Below are 16807 nucleotides of genomic sequence, written 5' to 3' on the forward strand. Positions count from 1 at the left end.
CGGCGTCACGCGGTTGCGAAACCAAATTGTAGGGGCGCACCTTGCGTGCGCCCTGACGTTAGCCCGCTTTGTGCGAATGTTAGCTGCGGTTTTCCGCAAACGAGGGCGCACGCAAGGTGCGCCCCTACGAAACACATCCGGATTCACCCCGCGCTCACCGTCTGCAAATCGTAGAGGTTTTTGTAGACGGGGCTGTCTTGGTAGAGCTCGGCGTGGGTGCCGGTGGCGATGATGCGGCCTTGGTCGAGGACGAGGATTTTGGTCGCGTTGCGAATCGTGCTGAAACGGTGCGCGATGATGAACGTCGTCTTGCCGCGGGTGAGCTCCTCGAGCGCGCCTTGCACTTGCGCCTCGGACTCGGTGTCGAGCGCGCTGGTGGCCTCGTCGAGTATCAGGATGGGCGCGTTGCGAAGGAACGCGCGCGCGATGGCGATGCGCTGGCGTTGTCCGCCGGAGAGCCGGTCGCCGCGCTCGCCGACAATGGTGTCCCAGCCTTCGGGAAGTCCGGTGATAAATTCAAACGCATAGGCGCGGCGGGCCGCCTCCTCGACCTCGGCGCGCGAGGCATCGGGGCGCCCGAGCAGGATGTTGTTGTAAATGGTGTCGTTGAAAAGAATGGGTTGCTGCGAGACGAGCGCGATGTGACTGCGCAGGTCGGCGAGCGAGGCTTTGCGAAGGTCGATTCCGTTGAGCGTGATGCGGCCGGAGGTGACGTCGTAGAAGCGCGGGATGAGGTTGATGAAGGTGCTCTTGCCCGCGCCGGTGGCCCCGACTAGCGCGACGATTTCCCCGGTGCGAATGCCGATGCTGACATCCTTGAGGATGGGATTTTCCGGGTCGTAGCCGAACGTGACGTTTTCAAAGGCGACATCGCCCCCGCCGGCGGGAATGGGCGCCGGGGTTGCGGGCGAGGCGACTTCGATGGGCGAGTAGAGAACCTCCTCGATGCGGTTGAGCGCGGATTCGCCCTGGCGGATGCGGTTGTTGAGGCCGCCGAGTTTTTTGATGGGCGTGTAGGCGAAATAGAGCGCGCCGATGAGCGCGATGACGGATTCCTGGTCCAGGCCGCTGCCGTGGATTTGGTAGATGGCAAGGGAAATGCCGAAGGCGGCGACGACCTCGATGATGGGCGAGAGCATCTTGTCGTATTTGACGACCTTCAGTTGAAGTTTAAAAAACTTCCGCACTTGCTGGCGGAAGCGGGAGATTTCGCGCTGTTCGAGATTGTAGGCGCGGATGTCGCGCGGCGACTGGAGGCTTTCGGTGAGGATGGCGTTGAGCTCGCCCGCCTGGCCGAGCATCGCCTGGGATTTGCGCAGGGTTTTTTTGCCCACGTAGCGAATGGGAAGAATGCAGAGCGGCACCACCAGGAGGCAGGCGAGGAAGTGCAGCACCTCGGGATGCTGCAAGGTTTCCCAAACAAGATAACCCATGGCGCCGATGAGCGTGAAGGGCTGGATGAGAATGTCGTTGGTGGCCTCGACGATCACGCCCTTGACGACCGTGGTGTCGTTTGAAACGCGGCTGATGAGATCGCCCGACTTGTGTTTGCGGAAATAGTCGAGATGCAGAAACTGCAAGTGCGCGAAGATGTCGGCGCGTATGGACTCGAGGACGCGCAGGCCGGCGTAGTTGAGCAGGTAGGCGTTGAGAAACTGGCTGATGCCGCGTATCGAAAACGTCACCGGAAGCAGGAAAAGCGCGACAATGAGGACGTATTGCTCGGGCACGATGATGGCGGGCATCCACGAGGCCTCCTCGCCGGACAAAAGCACAAGCGGAGTGACGCCCTCGCCGGTGTCGGGGAAAAGCGCGGGCAGCACTTTTTTCAGCATGAACGGAATCCCGAAACCGCTCGAGATGCCGAAACAGATGCCGAAGAAAATGCCGCCGATAAAGGGCCAGCGGACTTGCTTGAGGTGCGAGTAATAGGGAATGAAACGCTTCATGCGGCGGTTTGCTATGACGTGAATTGCCGCACACGCTGAACGATCCCGCCAGCGGGCGCGAGATGAGATTTCGCAAAAGGAGGATTGTTTTTTAACCACGGATTACACGGATTTGCACGGATGCAGACTCCGCTGTTTTGTATTTATCCGTGATAATCCGTGTAATCCGTGGTCGGTATTTTTTGTGTTCGTTTTGATGTGGATGTGTGACGTCTTGCGGGCCCCAAAAAACTCTGCGGGCCTCCGTGCTCCTTTCTGCTGTTTGAAAATCACCGTGTTTGTGAATAAATAATGGCAATGAAAACGACATCCGCATGTTGATTTTGTTTTTTCGATGCGTAACCATACGCCGCATGTCCAAGTTTACCCGCCGCGATTTTCTCCGCACCGGTATCGCCGGTTCCGTTTTGCTCTCAACAGGCTTGCGCGGTTCGGCATCCGCGCCATCCGTCGCGATCACCGCCGGGCCGCGGCGCGCCCGCAATGTCATCCTGCTCGTGTCCGACGGCATGAGCCTCGGCACGCTCACGATGACGGAGCGCTACCTGCGCCGTTTCGAAAACCGCGGCACGCACTGGCTCGGGATGTATAAAAAATATCCCAATGTCCGCCGCGCCCTGATGGACACCTGCTCGGCCAACGCGCTCGTGACCGATTCCGCCGCCGCCGCGTCGGCGTGGGGCTGCGGCCACAAGGTCAAAAACGGCGCGCTCAACCAGACTCCCGACGGGCGCCTGCACAAGCCCATCCTGCGCCTCGCGGCCGAGGCGGGCATCGGCACCGCGCTTGTCACCACGGCGCGCCTCACGCATGCCACGCCCGCGGGTTTTGGCGCGTCGATCGAGTCGCGCGTGGACGAGGGCGACATAGCGATCCAGTATCTCGACGCGCGCTACGACGTGTTGCTCGGGGGCGGCGTGCGTTTTTTTGATTCCGAAAAACGCAACGACGAGCGCGACCTCCTCATCGAGTATTCAAACAACGGATACAGTGTGTTGCGCAACCGCGAGGAGCTTTTGGCGTCGAACGGCGGGCGGCTGCTCGGTGTGTTTGACGACGACCACCTGCCATACGCGATTGACCGGAAGGCGGACGCGGCGCTCAAGGAGTCGATTCCGTCGCTCTCCGAGATGGCGCGCGCCGCCATCGCCCGCATGGCAGGGCACCCCGGCGGCTTCCTCATGCAAATCGAGGGATCGGGCGTGGACTACGCCGCGCACGCCAACGACATCGGCGCGCTGATACACGAAATGATTGACTTCGACGACGCCGTGGGCGCGGCGCTTGAGTTTGCCGCCGGACGCGACGACACGCTGGTCATTGTCACGACCGACCACGGCAACTCGAATCCCGGCCTGAACGGAACCGGCGGCAGTTTCGACAGCCGCGGCGGCAGTTACGGCGACACGCAGAAGTGTTTTGACCGACTGGGCGATTTTTGCCGGAGCAACAGATGGGTGCGCTCGAAGATTTCCAAGAAGAGCTCGCCCGCGCAGATTCGCAACCGCGTGAAAACCGCGACCGGCATCGAGCTGCTCGACGACGAAATCGAACTGCTCATGCGGGCGTTGAAAAAGGACCCTGCGCCGCGCGAGGGATACCGCGTGCGCAACCGCGCCACGATTACGCTCGGCCAGTTGATGGCGAACTACACGTCGATTGGCTGGACCGGCATCGCGCACACCAGCGACCATGTGGAGCTGTCGGCGATCGGCCCCGGCAGCGAGCCCGTTTGCGGATTGATGCAAAACACGGAACTCTTCGGCGTCATGGCCGGCGCGTTGGGCCTCTCGCGAAGCGGCAAACAGGCCGCCGCTGCTTAGTAGGGGCGCACCTGGCGTGCGCCCTCGCGTCCGCCCGAGTTGGGGATGCGTTCGCAAACAGTTTTTCGCAAACGAGGGCGCGCCTTGCGTGCGCCCCCGCGGGGTTTTTTCGGCGCGGCGCGACTCCTGCGTCATGTTAAAAAGCAAGGCATGGGCGTGTCCCGGCCCGGCGGCTTGCCCTCGAGAGAATAAAATTGATACCCGCGCAAAACGCCCCCATCATCTTGGTCGCCTCCAACGTCAGTTCTGCTTTCGCCGTCAACGCCAAAAGGCGATGTCTCCCCGGTTTCGCCTTGTTCCTTGCAAGTCAAAAAACACGACAGGGTTTTGCCACAAGCCTGTCATAACAACCAAACACCATAAACCATCATGCCTCCGACACAAAAATCCATATTGGACGACAAGGCCAGGCTCGCCAAATTAATCGCAGAAACCGCCAAAAAAGCCGCACCCATGATCGACTCGGGAAAGTGGCTCGCCAAAAGTGACGCAGAGGAACTTGTCGTCCTGTGGGCCAAGGCGGGCGGCCTGAAACTTGTGAACGACACCGTCGCGGCGTTTGAGAAAACAAACGGAGTGTCGCCCGCCATACCGGACAAGCTTGTCAAATCGCTCGCGGATGGCGTCGCAAAACAATGCCCGTTCAAGGATTTGAACAGGTGGGTGGAGGACTACTTTTTCATCGAGTTTGCCGACTCGCATAAGGGGGACATATTGCTCATGAACGCCGAGGCGGTGACGGATGCCATGGACGGCGGGGGCGCGGGCGCCTTGAAACGAATAGTCAGGGATGCCGCCCGTGTTGCAATCGCAAGGAAGAAACCCATCAGGGCCGAGATCATTGCGGCCGCGTCAAAGGATTCCGCGTTCAAGAGCGTGGTTGCCAAAGCCGCGGTGGCCCTGTCAGAAATCGCCCATGCGGAAAGTCAGCGGGAGCGGGAGCAAAAAGAGCGGAAAGCGGCGGCCGAAAAACGCAAGAAACAGCAAGCCGTCATTGATGCGGCAATCAAGCAAGCCAAGGATGTGTTCACCAAGGACGCGGGAGCCTTGCATCGGCGGGTGGACGCCCTCGAGTCCATGTATAACGCCATCGTTAAGGAAAATAAGAACCCCTTGATCACCCCGCCAAAAGGTGTGTTGAATCAGGCCAACAACGCCAGGGCTGAACTCTCCAACCTTGCGCGATACAACAGCCAGGGGGACTTTGACGGTGTGATTTCATCGCGAAACAAAGCGTGCGAGCATATCATCAAGGGAACCCGCGAGCTCAGGGAATTTACGAAGAAGACGTGGACCTCGGTGGAGATACTTGAAACCGTTTGCAAGGGGGTTGAGATTTTTCGTGACGGCACCTTTGAGGTGCTGAAAATCCTCACTTCAATGAGAACCGGAGGCAGAGGCGATCCATTTACGGATGCCGGCATCGAGACAATAAAAAGCGCCTCGAATGAGCTGGGCAAAGTCTTCGCTGGAACAAGCAAGGGCTGGGCGTCGGCGCGCGACCAAGTATTTTATGACACAGCGAAGGAATTCATTGTCAGCGCGGCTTTCGGAGGGATTTTTGGCCAAACTTCGCTGGATAAAGTGTTCAGGAAATTCTCGCCCGATGTTGCCAAAATCCTTGCGCCTAAGTTTAGGCACGGCTGGCTCAAAAACGTCAGCCTCGCCGATCTTACCGAGTTTGTCGCGAAGGCAATGGACTCTTTGGCTGAAACCCTCATTACGGCAATAATGAAGGGGCTGGCCTCGATCACCGACGAGGGGAACTTGGTAAAGCACCTCGCAAACAAGGTGTATTCCCATCTCGAACAGATAATGAGCTTGAACATATGGCTGGACAAAAATTTTTATTTGCGCGTCGGCCATGCCCTGAAGGGGGACAAAATTTCGCAAAAAGACCTGGAGCGCATGCTCAATGACTCCTCCGTTCGAAAACTGATTGATGCGCACATTTCGAAGGCGCTGAAAGCGTCACCGGGAAAGGCAACGGCGGAGGGCATCGGCAATCTCATTGTGAGCAATCTCACGAGGGACAAAAAGTTCCGGGATCTGATGGAAAAGCAGCGAAGATAACACGGGCAAAAGCAAGCGTCCCGAATCGGGCGACCGTCCGCGATTTCGTAGGGGCGCACCTTGCGTGCGCCCTCGCGCCCGCCCGAGTTGGGGAAGCGTCCGCAAACAGTTTTTCGCGAACGAGGGCGCACGCCAGGTGCGCCCCCACGGGGATTTTCCGCCGCGACTCAATCCTTCGACGCCTTCACGTCGAGCGCATCGCGGAGGCCGTCGCCGAGGAAGTTTAGCGAGAAAATCATCAGCGAAAAAATCGCCGCCGGATACATGAGCTGCCAGCTGTATTCCTCCATGACTTCAGAGCCTTCTTTTATCAGCACGCCGAGCGAGCTGATCGGCGGCTGCACGCCGAGGCCGAGATAACTCAGGAACGCCTCAAGCAGCATCACCGACGGAATCGTGAGCGTGATATACACAATCACCGGCCCGAGGATGTTCGGCAGGATGTGGCGGAAAATAATGCGCCGCCTTCCAAATCCGAGCGAACGCGCCGCCTCGATGAACTCCATGCGCTTGATCGCCATGACTTGCGAGCGCACGATGCGCGCCATGGTCAACCATTCGACCGCGCCGATCGCCGCGAAAAGCAATATCAAGTGCCGCCCGAAAAGCACCATGAGCAGAATCACGAAAATCGTGAAGGGCAGCGAATACATGATGTCCACGACGCGCATCATGAAGGCGTCGAGCTTGCCGCCGAAAAATCCAGCGATGGCGCCGTAGGTCACGCCGATGATGAGCGCGACGGCGGTCGCGGCGAGCCCGACGCCGAGCGAGATGAGTCCGCCCCAGCAGAGGCGCGCGAAGAGATCGCGTCCGAGCTTGTCGGTGCCGAGCAGGTGGTGGTTGCGCGAATACTGGTTGTCGCCGATGCGGATTGTTTTGCCGCCGAGAAGCGCGGCGCGCAGCGCCTGCGATTCGGGCGCGTCGGTGAACACGCCCTCGTCGTCGAGCATTTCAAACGTCGCAAAATCATACGGGCTGTCGTCGGGTGTGACGCGGATGCCGATGGAGCCGGGCGCGGCGTTGGCGAGGTAGATGTTTTGATCGTAATAGGGTTGTCCGAAAAGCCAGCCGCCAATGCAGATGAGGACGAGCGCCAGCATGACGCCGGCGCCGAAGAGCGCGAGGTGGTTTTTGCGCAGTCGCAGCCATGCGTCGTGCCAGAGCGAGCTGCCTTTTTCAAGCGGCTCGGCGGCGGCGTGTGTGAGCGGTGCGGCGGCGGACATTTTTTTGGCAATTTTTTTCAACCGCGAATGGACGCGAATGAACGCGAATAAACCACGGCAAATGGAAAACGCGTTCGGCCGGGTTTGTGATTATTCGGAACAGGTTCAATACCTCGGGGCTTGCCCCGAGGATCTTTATTCGCGTTCATTCGCGTCCATTCGCGGTTCTTTTTGTTTGGAATCATGGTCAGTTTTCGAGTCGCACCTTCGGGTTCATCCACGCCTGCACGATGTCAACGAGGAGGTTGAGCGTCATGATGAGCGTGGCGTAGAGGATCACGGTGCCGAGGATCATGAAGTAGTCGCGGTTGAAGGCGCTGTTCACGAACTCGCGGCCGAGGCCGGGAATCTGGAAGATCATTTCAATGACAAACGACCCGGTGAGGATGTTTGCCACCGCGGGGCCGAGATAGGACACGACGGGCAGCAGGCCGCCGCGCAGCGCGTGGCGGAAAACAACGCGCGCCTCCGACGCGCCCTTGGCGCGCGCGGTGCGGATGAAATCCTGGTTGAGCACCTCGAGCATTCCGCCGCGCGTGAGCCGCACGATGGGCGCGGCGTAGGCGAGGCCGAGGATGACACAGGGCAGCACGCGATCCTGCGGCGTATACCAGCCGGACGCGTTGAACCAGTGCAGATTGAGCGCGAAGATGAGCACAAACAGCGGCCCGACGACAAACGTGGGCACGGCGAGCCCAACCATGCCGAACGTGGACGCGGCGTAATCGACCCAGGTGTTGTGCCGGAGCGCGGCGACGACGCCGAGCGAGATGCCGATGCCGAGCGCGATGAGCAGCGAGGGCGCGCCGAGCTGGATGGAGACGGGGAGTTTTTCGGCGATGATCTCGTTGACGGTGCGGTTGGCGTATTTGTAGGACGGGCCGAAGTCCATGCCGAGCCCGGCCTTGAGGTCGATGACGCCGCCGCCGGAAAAGAGCAGGGTGGGGCGGAAGGTTTTCGGCATCACGTCCAGGAGGTATTTGCGGTATTGCCACCAGAGGGGCTTGTCGAGGTTGTAGTAGGCTTTCATGTTGGCCTCGATTTCGGGCGTGGTGGATTTTTCCGCGGTGAACGGCCCGCCCGGCGCGAAGCGCGACATGAAAAACGTCGCCGTGACGATGACAAACAACGCGAGCAGCGTCTGCAGGAATCGTGAAATGAAAAAACGTGTCATCGGTTGGAGTGAGGCGGGAGCGGCGCCAATGCCGCAAAACTGAAAGCCGCAAATAAGACACGCTCAATGCGGCGGCGTGAAGAAGAAAGTTTCACGGGGCAAGTTTTCGTGGATGGACGCGTCCGGACGCCTTGCCGCAACTTGGATTTATTTCGAATTACGCCCCAAACGCGGCACGTGGCATAAAAGGCCTTGCATGAGGTGGGGGCGGCATTACGTTTGCCGCTTCCGGCTGAAAATTGTCATTTTTACTACGATGGTTACTGCAAACAAAGAAGCGACTTACAACTCGGCGATCGAGGGCGACATCGTCGTCACGCGCATTGATGCGGTGATCAATTGGATACGCTCCAACTCGATCTGGCCCATGCCGATGGGACTCGCTTGCTGCGGCATCGAGCTCATGGGGGCCGGCGGGGCGCGCTTCGACATTGCCCGCTTCGGCGCCGAGGTGATGCGCTTTTCGCCGCGCCAGTCGGACTGCATGATCGTGGCCGGCACGGTGACTTACAAGATGGCCCCGCACATCCGCCGCATTTATGACCAGATGGCGTCGCCGAAATGGGTGATCGCCATGGGCGCGTGCGCAAGCACCGGCGGCATGTATCGCAGCTACTCGACCATGCAGGGCGTGGACCGGATTTTGCCAGTCGATGTTTACATCAGCGGCTGCCCGCCGCGTCCGGAGGCGATTCTCGATGCGCTCATCAAGATGCAGGAAAAAATCCGCCGCGAACCTTCCGCCAGGATGCTCTTCAAGGAGGAACACAAGGGGTAGGGTTCAGAGGCCGGAGAACCAGAAAGCCAGAATGCCAGAGGCCAGATAAGAGACCAAGGATTCAGAAATAATTCTCAAAAAATGTCCGACGCAATTTCCGAAACAAACACCACCGCGACTTCCGGGATCGTCGCCACTTTGCGCGAGAAATTTCCGCAAAGCGCGGAGAAGATCACACCGCGCGCCTCCGCCGACCATCCCGCGGTGAACGTGCCCGCCGACGCCGCGATGGCGATTCTCACGTATCTGCGCGACGAGCACGGTTACGAAATGCTTTCGGATTTGACGGCGGTCGATTGGGCGGAGGGCGCGTCGCCGCGCTTCACCGTCGTGTGGCATTTGCTTTCGGTTACGATCAATCCCGGCGTGTGCCTGCGTGTCGCGGCCGATTGCGCGAGCGACACCGAGCCGGAAATGCCCAGCGTCGCGGGCATCTGGCCCGCCGCGAACTGGCACGAGCGCGAGACGTTCGACATGTTCGGCATCGTTTTCACCGGCCATCCCGATTTGCGCCGCATCCTCATGTGGGACGGCTATCCGCACCATCCGTTGCGCAAGGAATTCCCGCTCGCCGGCATGGACGACGAGCTGCCCGATCCGGAGGTCGAGGCCGAAACGAAAGCCCGGCTTATTGCCGCCCCGATGGCCGGCGGCCCGTTTGTCGCCTCCACCGGAAACCTCAACCTCGCCGAGTCCGAGCCGCGCGCAAAGGACCAAAGCTGGAGCGAGGAGAATCCAAAGCCTGAAAACCTGAAAGCCTGAAGGCTGAAAAAAAACAGAAGGCCAGAAGCCAGAAAGCCAGAGGCCAGAAAACCAGCACCAAGCCATTTAAAATCCAACACCACCGAAGCTCCGAAAATTTCAGCCTTTCAGTCCTTCAGTCTTTCAGCCTTTCCCTCATGCCCACCGAATACACTTTTCAGGACAACGCCGCCAAGAACGCCAGCGCCGCCGCTGTCGCCGCCGGCCACTTGCCCGACGACGCGCCCATTTTTGACACCGAAAAAATGTCACTCTCGATGGGGCCCTCGCATCCATCGACGCACGGCGTGCTCCGGCTCCAGCTCGAACTCGACGGCGATGATGTTTCCCATTGCGATCCGGTCATCGGCTACTTGCACCGCGGCGACGAAAAAATCGCCGAGAACATGACCTACAACCAGTTCGTGCCCTACACGGACCGGCTCGATTACCTCGCCCCGCTCGCCAACAATGTCGCCTATGTCCTCGCCGTCGAAAAACTCGCCGGCCTGAAAGTCCCGCCGCGTTGCGCCGCGATTCGCGTGCTCGTCGCCGAGCTCGCCCGCATATCGTCGCACCTGCTCGGCTACGGATCGTTCGCGATGGATACCGGCGCGTGGACGCCCTTCCTCTACCAGTTCACCGAGCGCGAAAAACTTTACACGCTTTTCGAGGAGCTGACCGGCGCGCGCCTGACCACCAGCTACACGCGCATCGGCGGCGTCACCCGCGATCTGCCCGAAGGCTGGCTCGGACGTGTCAGCGATTTTTGCGACCAGTTTCTCCCGCGCCTCGAGGAGATGCTCGCGATGCTCACGCGCAACAAAATCTTCATGGACCGCACCGTCGGCGTCGCCGTCATTTCGAAGGAGGACGCGCTCGCCTACGGGCTCACCGGGCCGAACTTGCGCGGCTCCGGCATCAGCTTCGACCTGCGCAAGGACAAACCCTACAGTGGCTACGAACAATACGAGTTCGACGTGCCCGTCGGCACCGTGGGCGATTGTTACGACCGCTATCTTTGCCGCGGCGAGGAAATGCGCCAGTCCGTGCGCATCGTCCGCCAGATTATCAAAAACATGCCCGACGGCCCCTGGTATGCGGACGACACCGAGGAGGCGCGCCGCATTTTTGCGCCGCCCAAGGACAAGGTGCTCACGAAAATGGAGGAGTTGATCAACAACTTCATGATCACGACCACCGGCCCGCAGATTCCTCCTGGCGAGGCGTATTTCGAGGCGGAAAATCCCAAGGGCGCGCTCGGTTTCTACATCGTGAGCAAGGGCGGCGGCGTCCCGTGGCGCATGAAAATCCGCAGCCCGTCGTTCTGCACGCTCTCGATTTTACCCAAGCTCTGCAAGGGAGTGATGATGACCGACATCGTCGCCATCCTCGGCTCGCTCGACTTCGTCATGGGCGACTGCGACAGGTAAACAAAAACATTTCAACCACGGAGCCCACGGAGTCCACGGAGATAACCAACCGCAGATGAACACAGATAAACACAGATTTTCAGTCCGGCAAAACGGCGTAAATTTCAGTCGCGTTTATCCGTGTCCATCTTCGGTTAAAAAGGTTTTTCCTTTATGCTTCTTCGTGTCCTCCGTGGTTAACCCAATTTGTATTTTCTGATGAAACCGGAGACGAACAATGGCTAAATCCAAACAAGACACCATTACCGTCCAGGGGACTGAAGTCGTGCTGTATTCGGCGGCGGCGGGTGCTTACGTTTCATTGACGGACATAGCCCGGCACAGAAACGCCGTGGAGCCTTTTTCCATTATCAACAACTGGATGCGCAGTCGTGCCACAATCGAGTTCATCGGTCTTTGGGAAAAACTAAACAACCCCGCTTTTAAACCTATCGAATTCGAGAGGTTTAGAATGGAGGCGGGAAGCAACTCTTTTGTGCTTTCGCCGCAGCGATGGATTGCGTCCACAAACGCTATTGGCATTGTTTCCAAGTCAGGCAGGTATGGCGGCACTTATGCGCATGTGGATATTGCGTTTGAATTCGCTTCGTGGATTTCGTCCGAATTTAAGCTATACCTGATTACCGAGTTTAAGCGCCTGAAAATTGAGGAAAGCGGGCATCAACGGTTGGAATGGAGTCTGCGGCGCACCATTTCCAAAATCAATTACCGCATCCATACCGACGCCATAAGCGAGCGGATAATTCCGGCTGCCGTGACCAAGGAGCAAGCCGCCGCCATTTATGCGTCAGAGGCGGATTTGCTCAATGTCGCGCTTTTTGGCAAGACCGCCGCCCAATGGCGCGCCGCCAATCCTGCGCTCGCCAAAAAGGAGAGCATTCGCGACGGCGCCACGCTCGAACAACTCGTCGTCCTTTCAAACATGGAAAGCATAAACGCGCTTCTGATACGCCAAGGTCTTTCCCAAAGCGAACGTCTGGTGCAACTAAACACCACCGCCATCGCACAAATGAAGTCGTTGCTAGGAGCCAGCGGTTTGAAAAGGCTAAAGTAAAGCATCATCCTCTTAATCTGTTTCCCACTCGCTACCCGCCACTTTTTTCCACCTGATGAATCTCAAACCCGAAACGCTCAAACAAATCGACGAGGTCATAACGCACTACGCCGCCAAGCGCAGCGCCACGCTGCCGTTGTTGCACCTCATACAAGAGGACATCGGGCACATCCCCGACGAAGCCATCGAGTGGGTTGCCGCCAAGCTGGAGCTCGAGCCGATCAATGTTTACGAAGTCGTCACCTTTTACCCGATGTTCAAGCGCAAGCCCGTCGGACGCCGCCACATCAAGGTCTGCCGCACGCTCTCCTGCGCGCTGATGGGCAGCTACAAGGTTTGCGACACCTTCAAAAAAGAATTCGGCGTTGAACTCGACGAAGTCACGCCCGACGGCGAGGTGACGATCGAGTTTGTCGAATGCCTCGCCAGTTGCGGCACCGCCCCCGTCGTGATGATCAACGAAACCCTCCACGAAAACGTGGACGAGCAGAAAGCCGTTGATCTCGCGAACGAGATCAAAAAGGAGTCAGGAGTCAGGAGTCAGGAGTCGGAAGCCAAACCATAAGACCTCGAAAACGCATACAAACAATCGCGCGCACCAAAATACCATGTCCAAACTCCCCTCAATCTTTCGCCATCCGAAGTTCCGTCTCCTGACTCCTGACTCCTGACTCCTGTATTCTGTGTTCTGACTCCTGTATTCTTTTTCTCCCATGCAACAACGCCGCATCATTTTTAAGCACATCGACGAGCCCGGTTACTCCAACGACCTCGCGTGCTACCAGCGCAACGGCGGCTACGATGTCCTCCGCAAGGCCGTCGCCCGCCCTCCCGCCGAACTCATTGACGAGGTCAAGAAATCCGGTGTCCGCGGACGCGGTGGCGCGGGTTTTCCCGCCGGCGTGAAGTGGAACCTCGTCGATCGCAAATCCGGCAAGCCCATCTACCTCGTCGTCAACGCGGACGAATCCGAACCCGGCACGTTCAAGGACCGCTACATCATCCACCAGGACCCTCACCAGCTCATCGAGGGCACGATGATCACCTGCTTCGCGAACAACGTGAAGCAAGCCTACATCTACATCCGCGGCGAAATGCCCGAAGGCGCGCGCATCCTCGAGCGCGCCATCGCCGAGGCGCGCGCCGCAAACCTCGTCGGCCCGAATATCCTCGGCACCGGTTACTCGTGCGAAATCTACGTGCACCGCGGCGCCGGCGCCTACATCTGCGGCGAGGAAACCGGCCTCATCGAATCGCTCGAAGGCAAGCGCGCCAACCCGCGCATCAAGCCCCCGTATTTCCCCGCCGTCCTCGGCCTCTACCAGTGTCCGACCATCGTCAACAACGTCGAGACCATCTGCCACGTAAAACACATCATCGACATGGGCGGCGAGGCCTTCGCAAAAATCGGCACGCCCAACAATACCGGCACGCGCATCTACTGCGTCTCCGGCCACGTGCAACGTCCCGGCTACTACGAATTCGAGTGCGGCAAAATCACACTCGGCCAGCTCCTCAACGACGTGTGCGGCGGCCCGCGTCCCGGCCGCGCGTTCAAGGCGGTCATTCCCGGCGGCTCCTCGTCGAAAATCCTTCGCTTCGGCGAAACCTTCACGCTCAAAAACAAGGACGGCTCCACGCGCACGCTCGCCGTCGAGGACATCCCGATGGACTTCGACACACTCGCCGCGTGCGGCACGATGGGCGGCTCCGGCGGCGTGATTGTGATGGACGACACTGTCAACATGGTCGAGGCGCTCGCCAACATAAACGCCTTCTACGCGCACGAATCCTGCGGCCAGTGCACGCCCTGCCGCGAAGGCTCGCTCTGGATGAAGCGCATCACCGCGCGCATGGTTCACGGCGCCGCCCGCGCCGAGGACGCCGCGCTGTTGAAAAACGTCGCCGACCAAATTCCCGGCCGCACGATTTGCGCGATGGGCGAGGCCTGCGCCTGGCCCACGCAAAGCTACGTTGAAAAATTCCCCGAGGATTTCGGCAACTATTACGAAACAAAGAAAACACCGAGAGGAGCGGACTGCGTTCCGTTAATCTAAAATTCGACCATTGATATGCCAACGATGATTCAAAAAGGAGTCAGGAGTCAGGAGTCGGGAGTCAGGAGGGAAACCTCCGGCTTCGAGGGCTCGAGGGCTCCCTCGCGCACTTTTGAGGATTTGATCGTCTGGCAAAAGGCGCATGCGTGGGTGCTTGGAGTTTACCGGCTGAGCGCGAAGTTTCCATCACACGAACTCTACGGGCTGACCAGCCAGCTGCGGCGCGCCGCGGTTTCCATTCCCGCCAACATTGCCGAGGGCTATAAAAAAACAGGCGCGGCGGACAAACGCCGCTTCTTCAACATCGCCCAAGGCTCGCTTGAGGAGTGTCGTTACTATCTCATCCTGACGCGCGACCTGAACTACGGTGACACCACCGAACTCAACCATCAACTAGCCGAGATCAGCCGCCTGCTCACCGCCTACACCAACGCCATCCAAGCGCCCTCCCCATGAAATTCCCCTCAATCTTTCGCCATCCGAAGTTCCGGCTCCTGACTCCTGACTCCTGACTCCTGTATTCTATTTCTTCTTCTTCTTTTCTTCTCTTCCACCAATGTCCGCACCAACAGCCACCGCCGCCACCCCCGACCTCGTCACCGTCAACATCGACGGTCGCGACATCGCCGTTCCGCGCGGCACAAACGTCGTCGAGGCCGCGCGACTCCTCGGCGTCAACGTGCCGCATTATTGCTACCACCCGAAACTCCCCGTCGTCGGAAACTGCCGCATGTGCCTCGTCGAAATGGGCGTGCCCGCCGTCGATCGCGAAACCCGGCAGCCCGTCATCGACCCCGCCACCGGCAGGCAAAAAATCAACTGGATGCCCAAGCTCCAAATCGGCTGCGGCACCAACGCCACGCCCGGCCTCCACATTCGCACCGCCACGCCCGCGGTGCGCCAGGCGCGCGAATCCGTTACGGAATTCCTCCTCGTCAACCACCCGCTCGACTGCCCCATTTGCGACCAGGCCGGCGAATGCGATTTGCAGGAGCAAGCCATCGCCTACGGGCGCGGTCGCTCGCGCTACATCGAGGATAAAAACGTAAAACCCAAGCACACGCAGCTCGGCCCGCGCGTCATGCTCGACGACGAGCGCTGCATCCTCTGCTCGCGCTGCATTCGTTTCACCAAGGAAATCGCGAAGGACGACGTGCTCGGTTTCATCGACCGCGGCAGCCACTCGACGCTCACCTGCTATCCCGGCAAACAACTCGCCAACAACTACTCGCTCAACACCGTCGATATCTGCCCCGTCGGCGCGCTCACCTCGACCGATTTCCGCTTCAAGATGCGCGTCTGGTTTCTCAAGCAAACCAACAGCATCGACACCGAATCGAGCGCCGGCGCCAACACCGTCGTCTGGTCGCGCGAAGGCCAAATCTACCGCATCACCCCGCGCCGCAACGACGAGGTCAACGACACCTGGATGCCCGACAGCGGACGCCTCCTCTACAAACAAGTCCGCGCCGAAAACCGACTCACCACCGAGACGCCGCTCGCCGAACTCATCGCGCAAGCCAAATCCCTTCTCACTGGCGCGGTAGCGCCCGGATCGAGTGGCATGGGCGACTCGCCCATGGGGTCGGGTGGCATGGCCGACCCGGCCATGCGAACAGGCGCCGCCGCGCCAAGCACGGACGAGTCGTCCGTGCCACACAACCCTCACGGGCGAGTCGCCCGTGCCACGCAATCCATCGCCTTGGTCGCCTCCGCCCGCAGCACGATGGCTGAGCAATACCTCTGCAAAAAAATCGCCGACCAGCTCGGCATCCCCGCCGGCTCGATCCACGTCCCCGCGCACCTCGGCCAGGGCGACGGGCTTCTCGTTTCCGCCGACCGCACGCCGAACACGCGCGGCGCGCTCCTCTGCGGCCTCGCCACCGGGCTCCCCAAGCAGCAACTCACGCAACTCGCCGCCGACATCGACGCCGGGAAAATCAAGACGCTCCTCGTCATCAACGAAGACCTCGCCGAAGCCGGCATCACGTCCGAACAGCTCGCAAAAGTTTCCATCATCTATCTCGGCACGCACGCCAACGCCACCAGCGCCGCCGCGAAAGTTGTCATCCCCACGCAAACCGTGTTCGAGAAAGACAGCAGTTTTGTGAACCAGCAGTTCCGCCTGCAACGCTCCAAGGCCGCCATCCCCGGCCATCCCGGCACCCACAACGACCTCGTCGTCCTCTCGCATATTCTCGTGGGCCTCGGCGGGCACGATTTTGCCGGCAGCCCCATCGCCGCCTGGAGCCGCCTCTCCGAGGAAACCCCGGAACTCGCCGGTCTCGACTACCTGACAATCCCCGAAACCGGCCGCGTCCTCGACTCCACCCGTTTCGCCCACCTCGCCTTCCCCGAAACCGAGGGACTGCACTACAAGCCTGCCGCGGAGCGGCAGGAGGAGTCAGGAGCCAGAATGCAGGAGTCAGAAGCCAGACCATAAAACTGCAAAAAACGCGCGCACAACAATCACACGCCGACAAAACACCATGTCCCAAT

General features: G+C 59.6%; 13 protein-coding genes. 10 read left to right on the forward strand and 3 right to left on the reverse strand.

The window, feature by feature from the left end:
• Positions 1-143: 143 nt before the first annotated feature.
• Positions 144-1949 carry an ABC transporter ATP-binding protein gene (locus M2103_RS07380; protein WP_277509696.1) on the reverse strand — a complete coding sequence of 602 codons (1806 nt, stop codon included), beginning with the start codon at positions 1947-1949 and terminating at the stop codon, positions 144-146.
• Positions 1950-2302: 353 nt separating this feature from the next.
• Between M2103_RS07380 and M2103_RS07385 the strand changes: the two genes are divergently transcribed.
• Together M2103_RS07385 and M2103_RS07390 are read left to right on the forward strand one after the other, a co-directional pair.
• Entirely contained in the window at positions 2303-3772 is a 1470-nt protein-coding gene (locus M2103_RS07385) for an alkaline phosphatase (protein WP_277509697.1), read from the forward strand.
• A gap of 369 nt (positions 3773-4141) precedes the next feature.
• The gene (locus M2103_RS07390; protein ID WP_277509699.1) at positions 4142-5845 is read left to right on the forward strand and encodes a hypothetical protein; all 1704 of its coding nucleotides are present in this window, start codon (positions 4142-4144) and stop codon (positions 5843-5845) included.
• 167 nt (positions 5846-6012) lie between these two features.
• Here the strand turns inward: M2103_RS07390 and M2103_RS07395 are convergent, their stop codons facing one another.
• Positions 6013-7071 carry an ABC transporter permease gene (locus tag M2103_RS07395; protein WP_277509700.1) on the reverse strand — a complete coding sequence of 353 codons (1059 nt, stop codon included), beginning with the start codon at positions 7069-7071 and terminating at the stop codon, positions 6013-6015.
• Between the two features lie 187 nt (positions 7072-7258).
• On the reverse strand, positions 7259-8245 hold the full coding sequence (locus M2103_RS07400) for an ABC transporter permease subunit (RefSeq protein WP_277509701.1): 987 nt from the start codon (positions 8243-8245) through the stop codon (positions 7259-7261).
• 256 nt (positions 8246-8501) lie between these two features.
• Between M2103_RS07400 and nuoB the strand changes: the two genes are divergently transcribed.
• The 8 genes from nuoB to M2103_RS07440 all read left to right on the forward strand — a co-directional run bounded on the left by nuoB (position 8502) and on the right by M2103_RS07440 (position 16751).
• Positions 8502-9023: an NADH-quinone oxidoreductase subunit NuoB gene (gene nuoB, locus M2103_RS07405; protein ID WP_277509702.1), complete on the forward strand. Its 522-nt coding sequence runs from the start codon at positions 8502-8504 to the stop codon at positions 9021-9023.
• 81 nt (positions 9024-9104) lie between these two features.
• Positions 9105-9785: an NADH-quinone oxidoreductase subunit C gene (locus M2103_RS07410; protein ID WP_277509703.1), complete on the forward strand. Its 681-nt coding sequence runs from the start codon at positions 9105-9107 to the stop codon at positions 9783-9785.
• Positions 9786-9922: 137 nt separating this feature from the next.
• On the forward strand, positions 9923-11197 hold the full coding sequence (gene nuoD / locus M2103_RS07415; protein ID WP_277509704.1) for an NADH dehydrogenase (quinone) subunit D: 1275 nt from the start codon (positions 9923-9925) through the stop codon (positions 11195-11197).
• Between the two features lie 217 nt (positions 11198-11414).
• Positions 11415-12251: a KilA-N domain-containing protein gene (locus M2103_RS07420; protein WP_277509705.1), complete on the forward strand. Its 837-nt coding sequence runs from the start codon at positions 11415-11417 to the stop codon at positions 12249-12251.
• 55 nt (positions 12252-12306) lie between these two features.
• Positions 12307-12816 carry an NAD(P)H-dependent oxidoreductase subunit E gene (locus M2103_RS07425; protein ID WP_108823746.1) on the forward strand — a complete coding sequence of 170 codons (510 nt, stop codon included), beginning with the start codon at positions 12307-12309 and terminating at the stop codon, positions 12814-12816.
• Positions 12817-12964: 148 nt separating this feature from the next.
• Positions 12965-14308 (forward strand): NADH-quinone oxidoreductase subunit NuoF, encoded by a 1344-nt coding sequence (nuoF, locus tag M2103_RS07430; protein WP_277509706.1) that lies wholly within the window; start codon positions 12965-12967, stop codon positions 14306-14308.
• Positions 14309-14332: 24 nt separating this feature from the next.
• Positions 14333-14764, forward strand: a complete 432-nt coding sequence (locus tag M2103_RS07435; protein WP_277509707.1) for a four helix bundle protein — start codon at positions 14333-14335, stop codon at positions 14762-14764.
• Between the two features lie 100 nt (positions 14765-14864).
• Positions 14865-16751, forward strand: a complete 1887-nt coding sequence (locus M2103_RS07440) for a 2Fe-2S iron-sulfur cluster-binding protein (protein WP_277509708.1) — start codon at positions 14865-14867, stop codon at positions 16749-16751.
• The last annotated feature ends 56 nt before the right edge of the window (positions 16752-16807 follow it).

The organism is Ereboglobus sp. PH5-5, assembly GCF_029504805.1.
In the GTDB taxonomy this organism is placed as follows: Bacteria; Verrucomicrobiota; Verrucomicrobiia; order Opitutales; family Opitutaceae; genus Ereboglobus.

Excerpts from the sequence above, each read along its gene's own strand:
- M2103_RS07380 (WP_277509696.1), bottom strand. The coding sequence starts at position 1,949 with ATGAAGCGTTTCATTCCCTATTACTCGCACCTCAAGCAAGTCCGCTGG.
- M2103_RS07385 (WP_277509697.1), top strand. The coding sequence starts at position 2,303 with ATGTCCAAGTTTACCCGCCGCGATTTTCTCCGCACCGGTATCGCCGGT.
- M2103_RS07390 (WP_277509699.1), top strand. The coding sequence starts at position 4,142 with ATGCCTCCGACACAAAAATCCATATTGGACGACAAGGCCAGGCTCGCC.
- M2103_RS07395 (WP_277509700.1), bottom strand. The coding sequence starts at position 7,071 with ATGTCCGCCGCCGCACCGCTCACACACGCCGCCGCCGAGCCGCTTGAA.
- M2103_RS07400 (WP_277509701.1), bottom strand. The coding sequence starts at position 8,245 with ATGACACGTTTTTTCATTTCACGATTCCTGCAGACGCTGCTCGCGTTG.
- nuoB (WP_277509702.1), top strand. The coding sequence starts at position 8,502 with ATGGTTACTGCAAACAAAGAAGCGACTTACAACTCGGCGATCGAGGGC.
- M2103_RS07410 (WP_277509703.1), top strand. The coding sequence starts at position 9,105 with ATGTCCGACGCAATTTCCGAAACAAACACCACCGCGACTTCCGGGATC.
- nuoD (WP_277509704.1), top strand. The coding sequence starts at position 9,923 with ATGCCCACCGAATACACTTTTCAGGACAACGCCGCCAAGAACGCCAGC.
- M2103_RS07420 (WP_277509705.1), top strand. The coding sequence starts at position 11,415 with ATGGCTAAATCCAAACAAGACACCATTACCGTCCAGGGGACTGAAGTC.
- M2103_RS07425 (WP_108823746.1), top strand. The coding sequence starts at position 12,307 with ATGAATCTCAAACCCGAAACGCTCAAACAAATCGACGAGGTCATAACG.
- nuoF (WP_277509706.1), top strand. The coding sequence starts at position 12,965 with ATGCAACAACGCCGCATCATTTTTAAGCACATCGACGAGCCCGGTTAC.
- M2103_RS07435 (WP_277509707.1), top strand. The coding sequence starts at position 14,333 with ATGATTCAAAAAGGAGTCAGGAGTCAGGAGTCGGGAGTCAGGAGGGAA.
- M2103_RS07440 (WP_277509708.1), top strand. The coding sequence starts at position 14,865 with ATGTCCGCACCAACAGCCACCGCCGCCACCCCCGACCTCGTCACCGTC.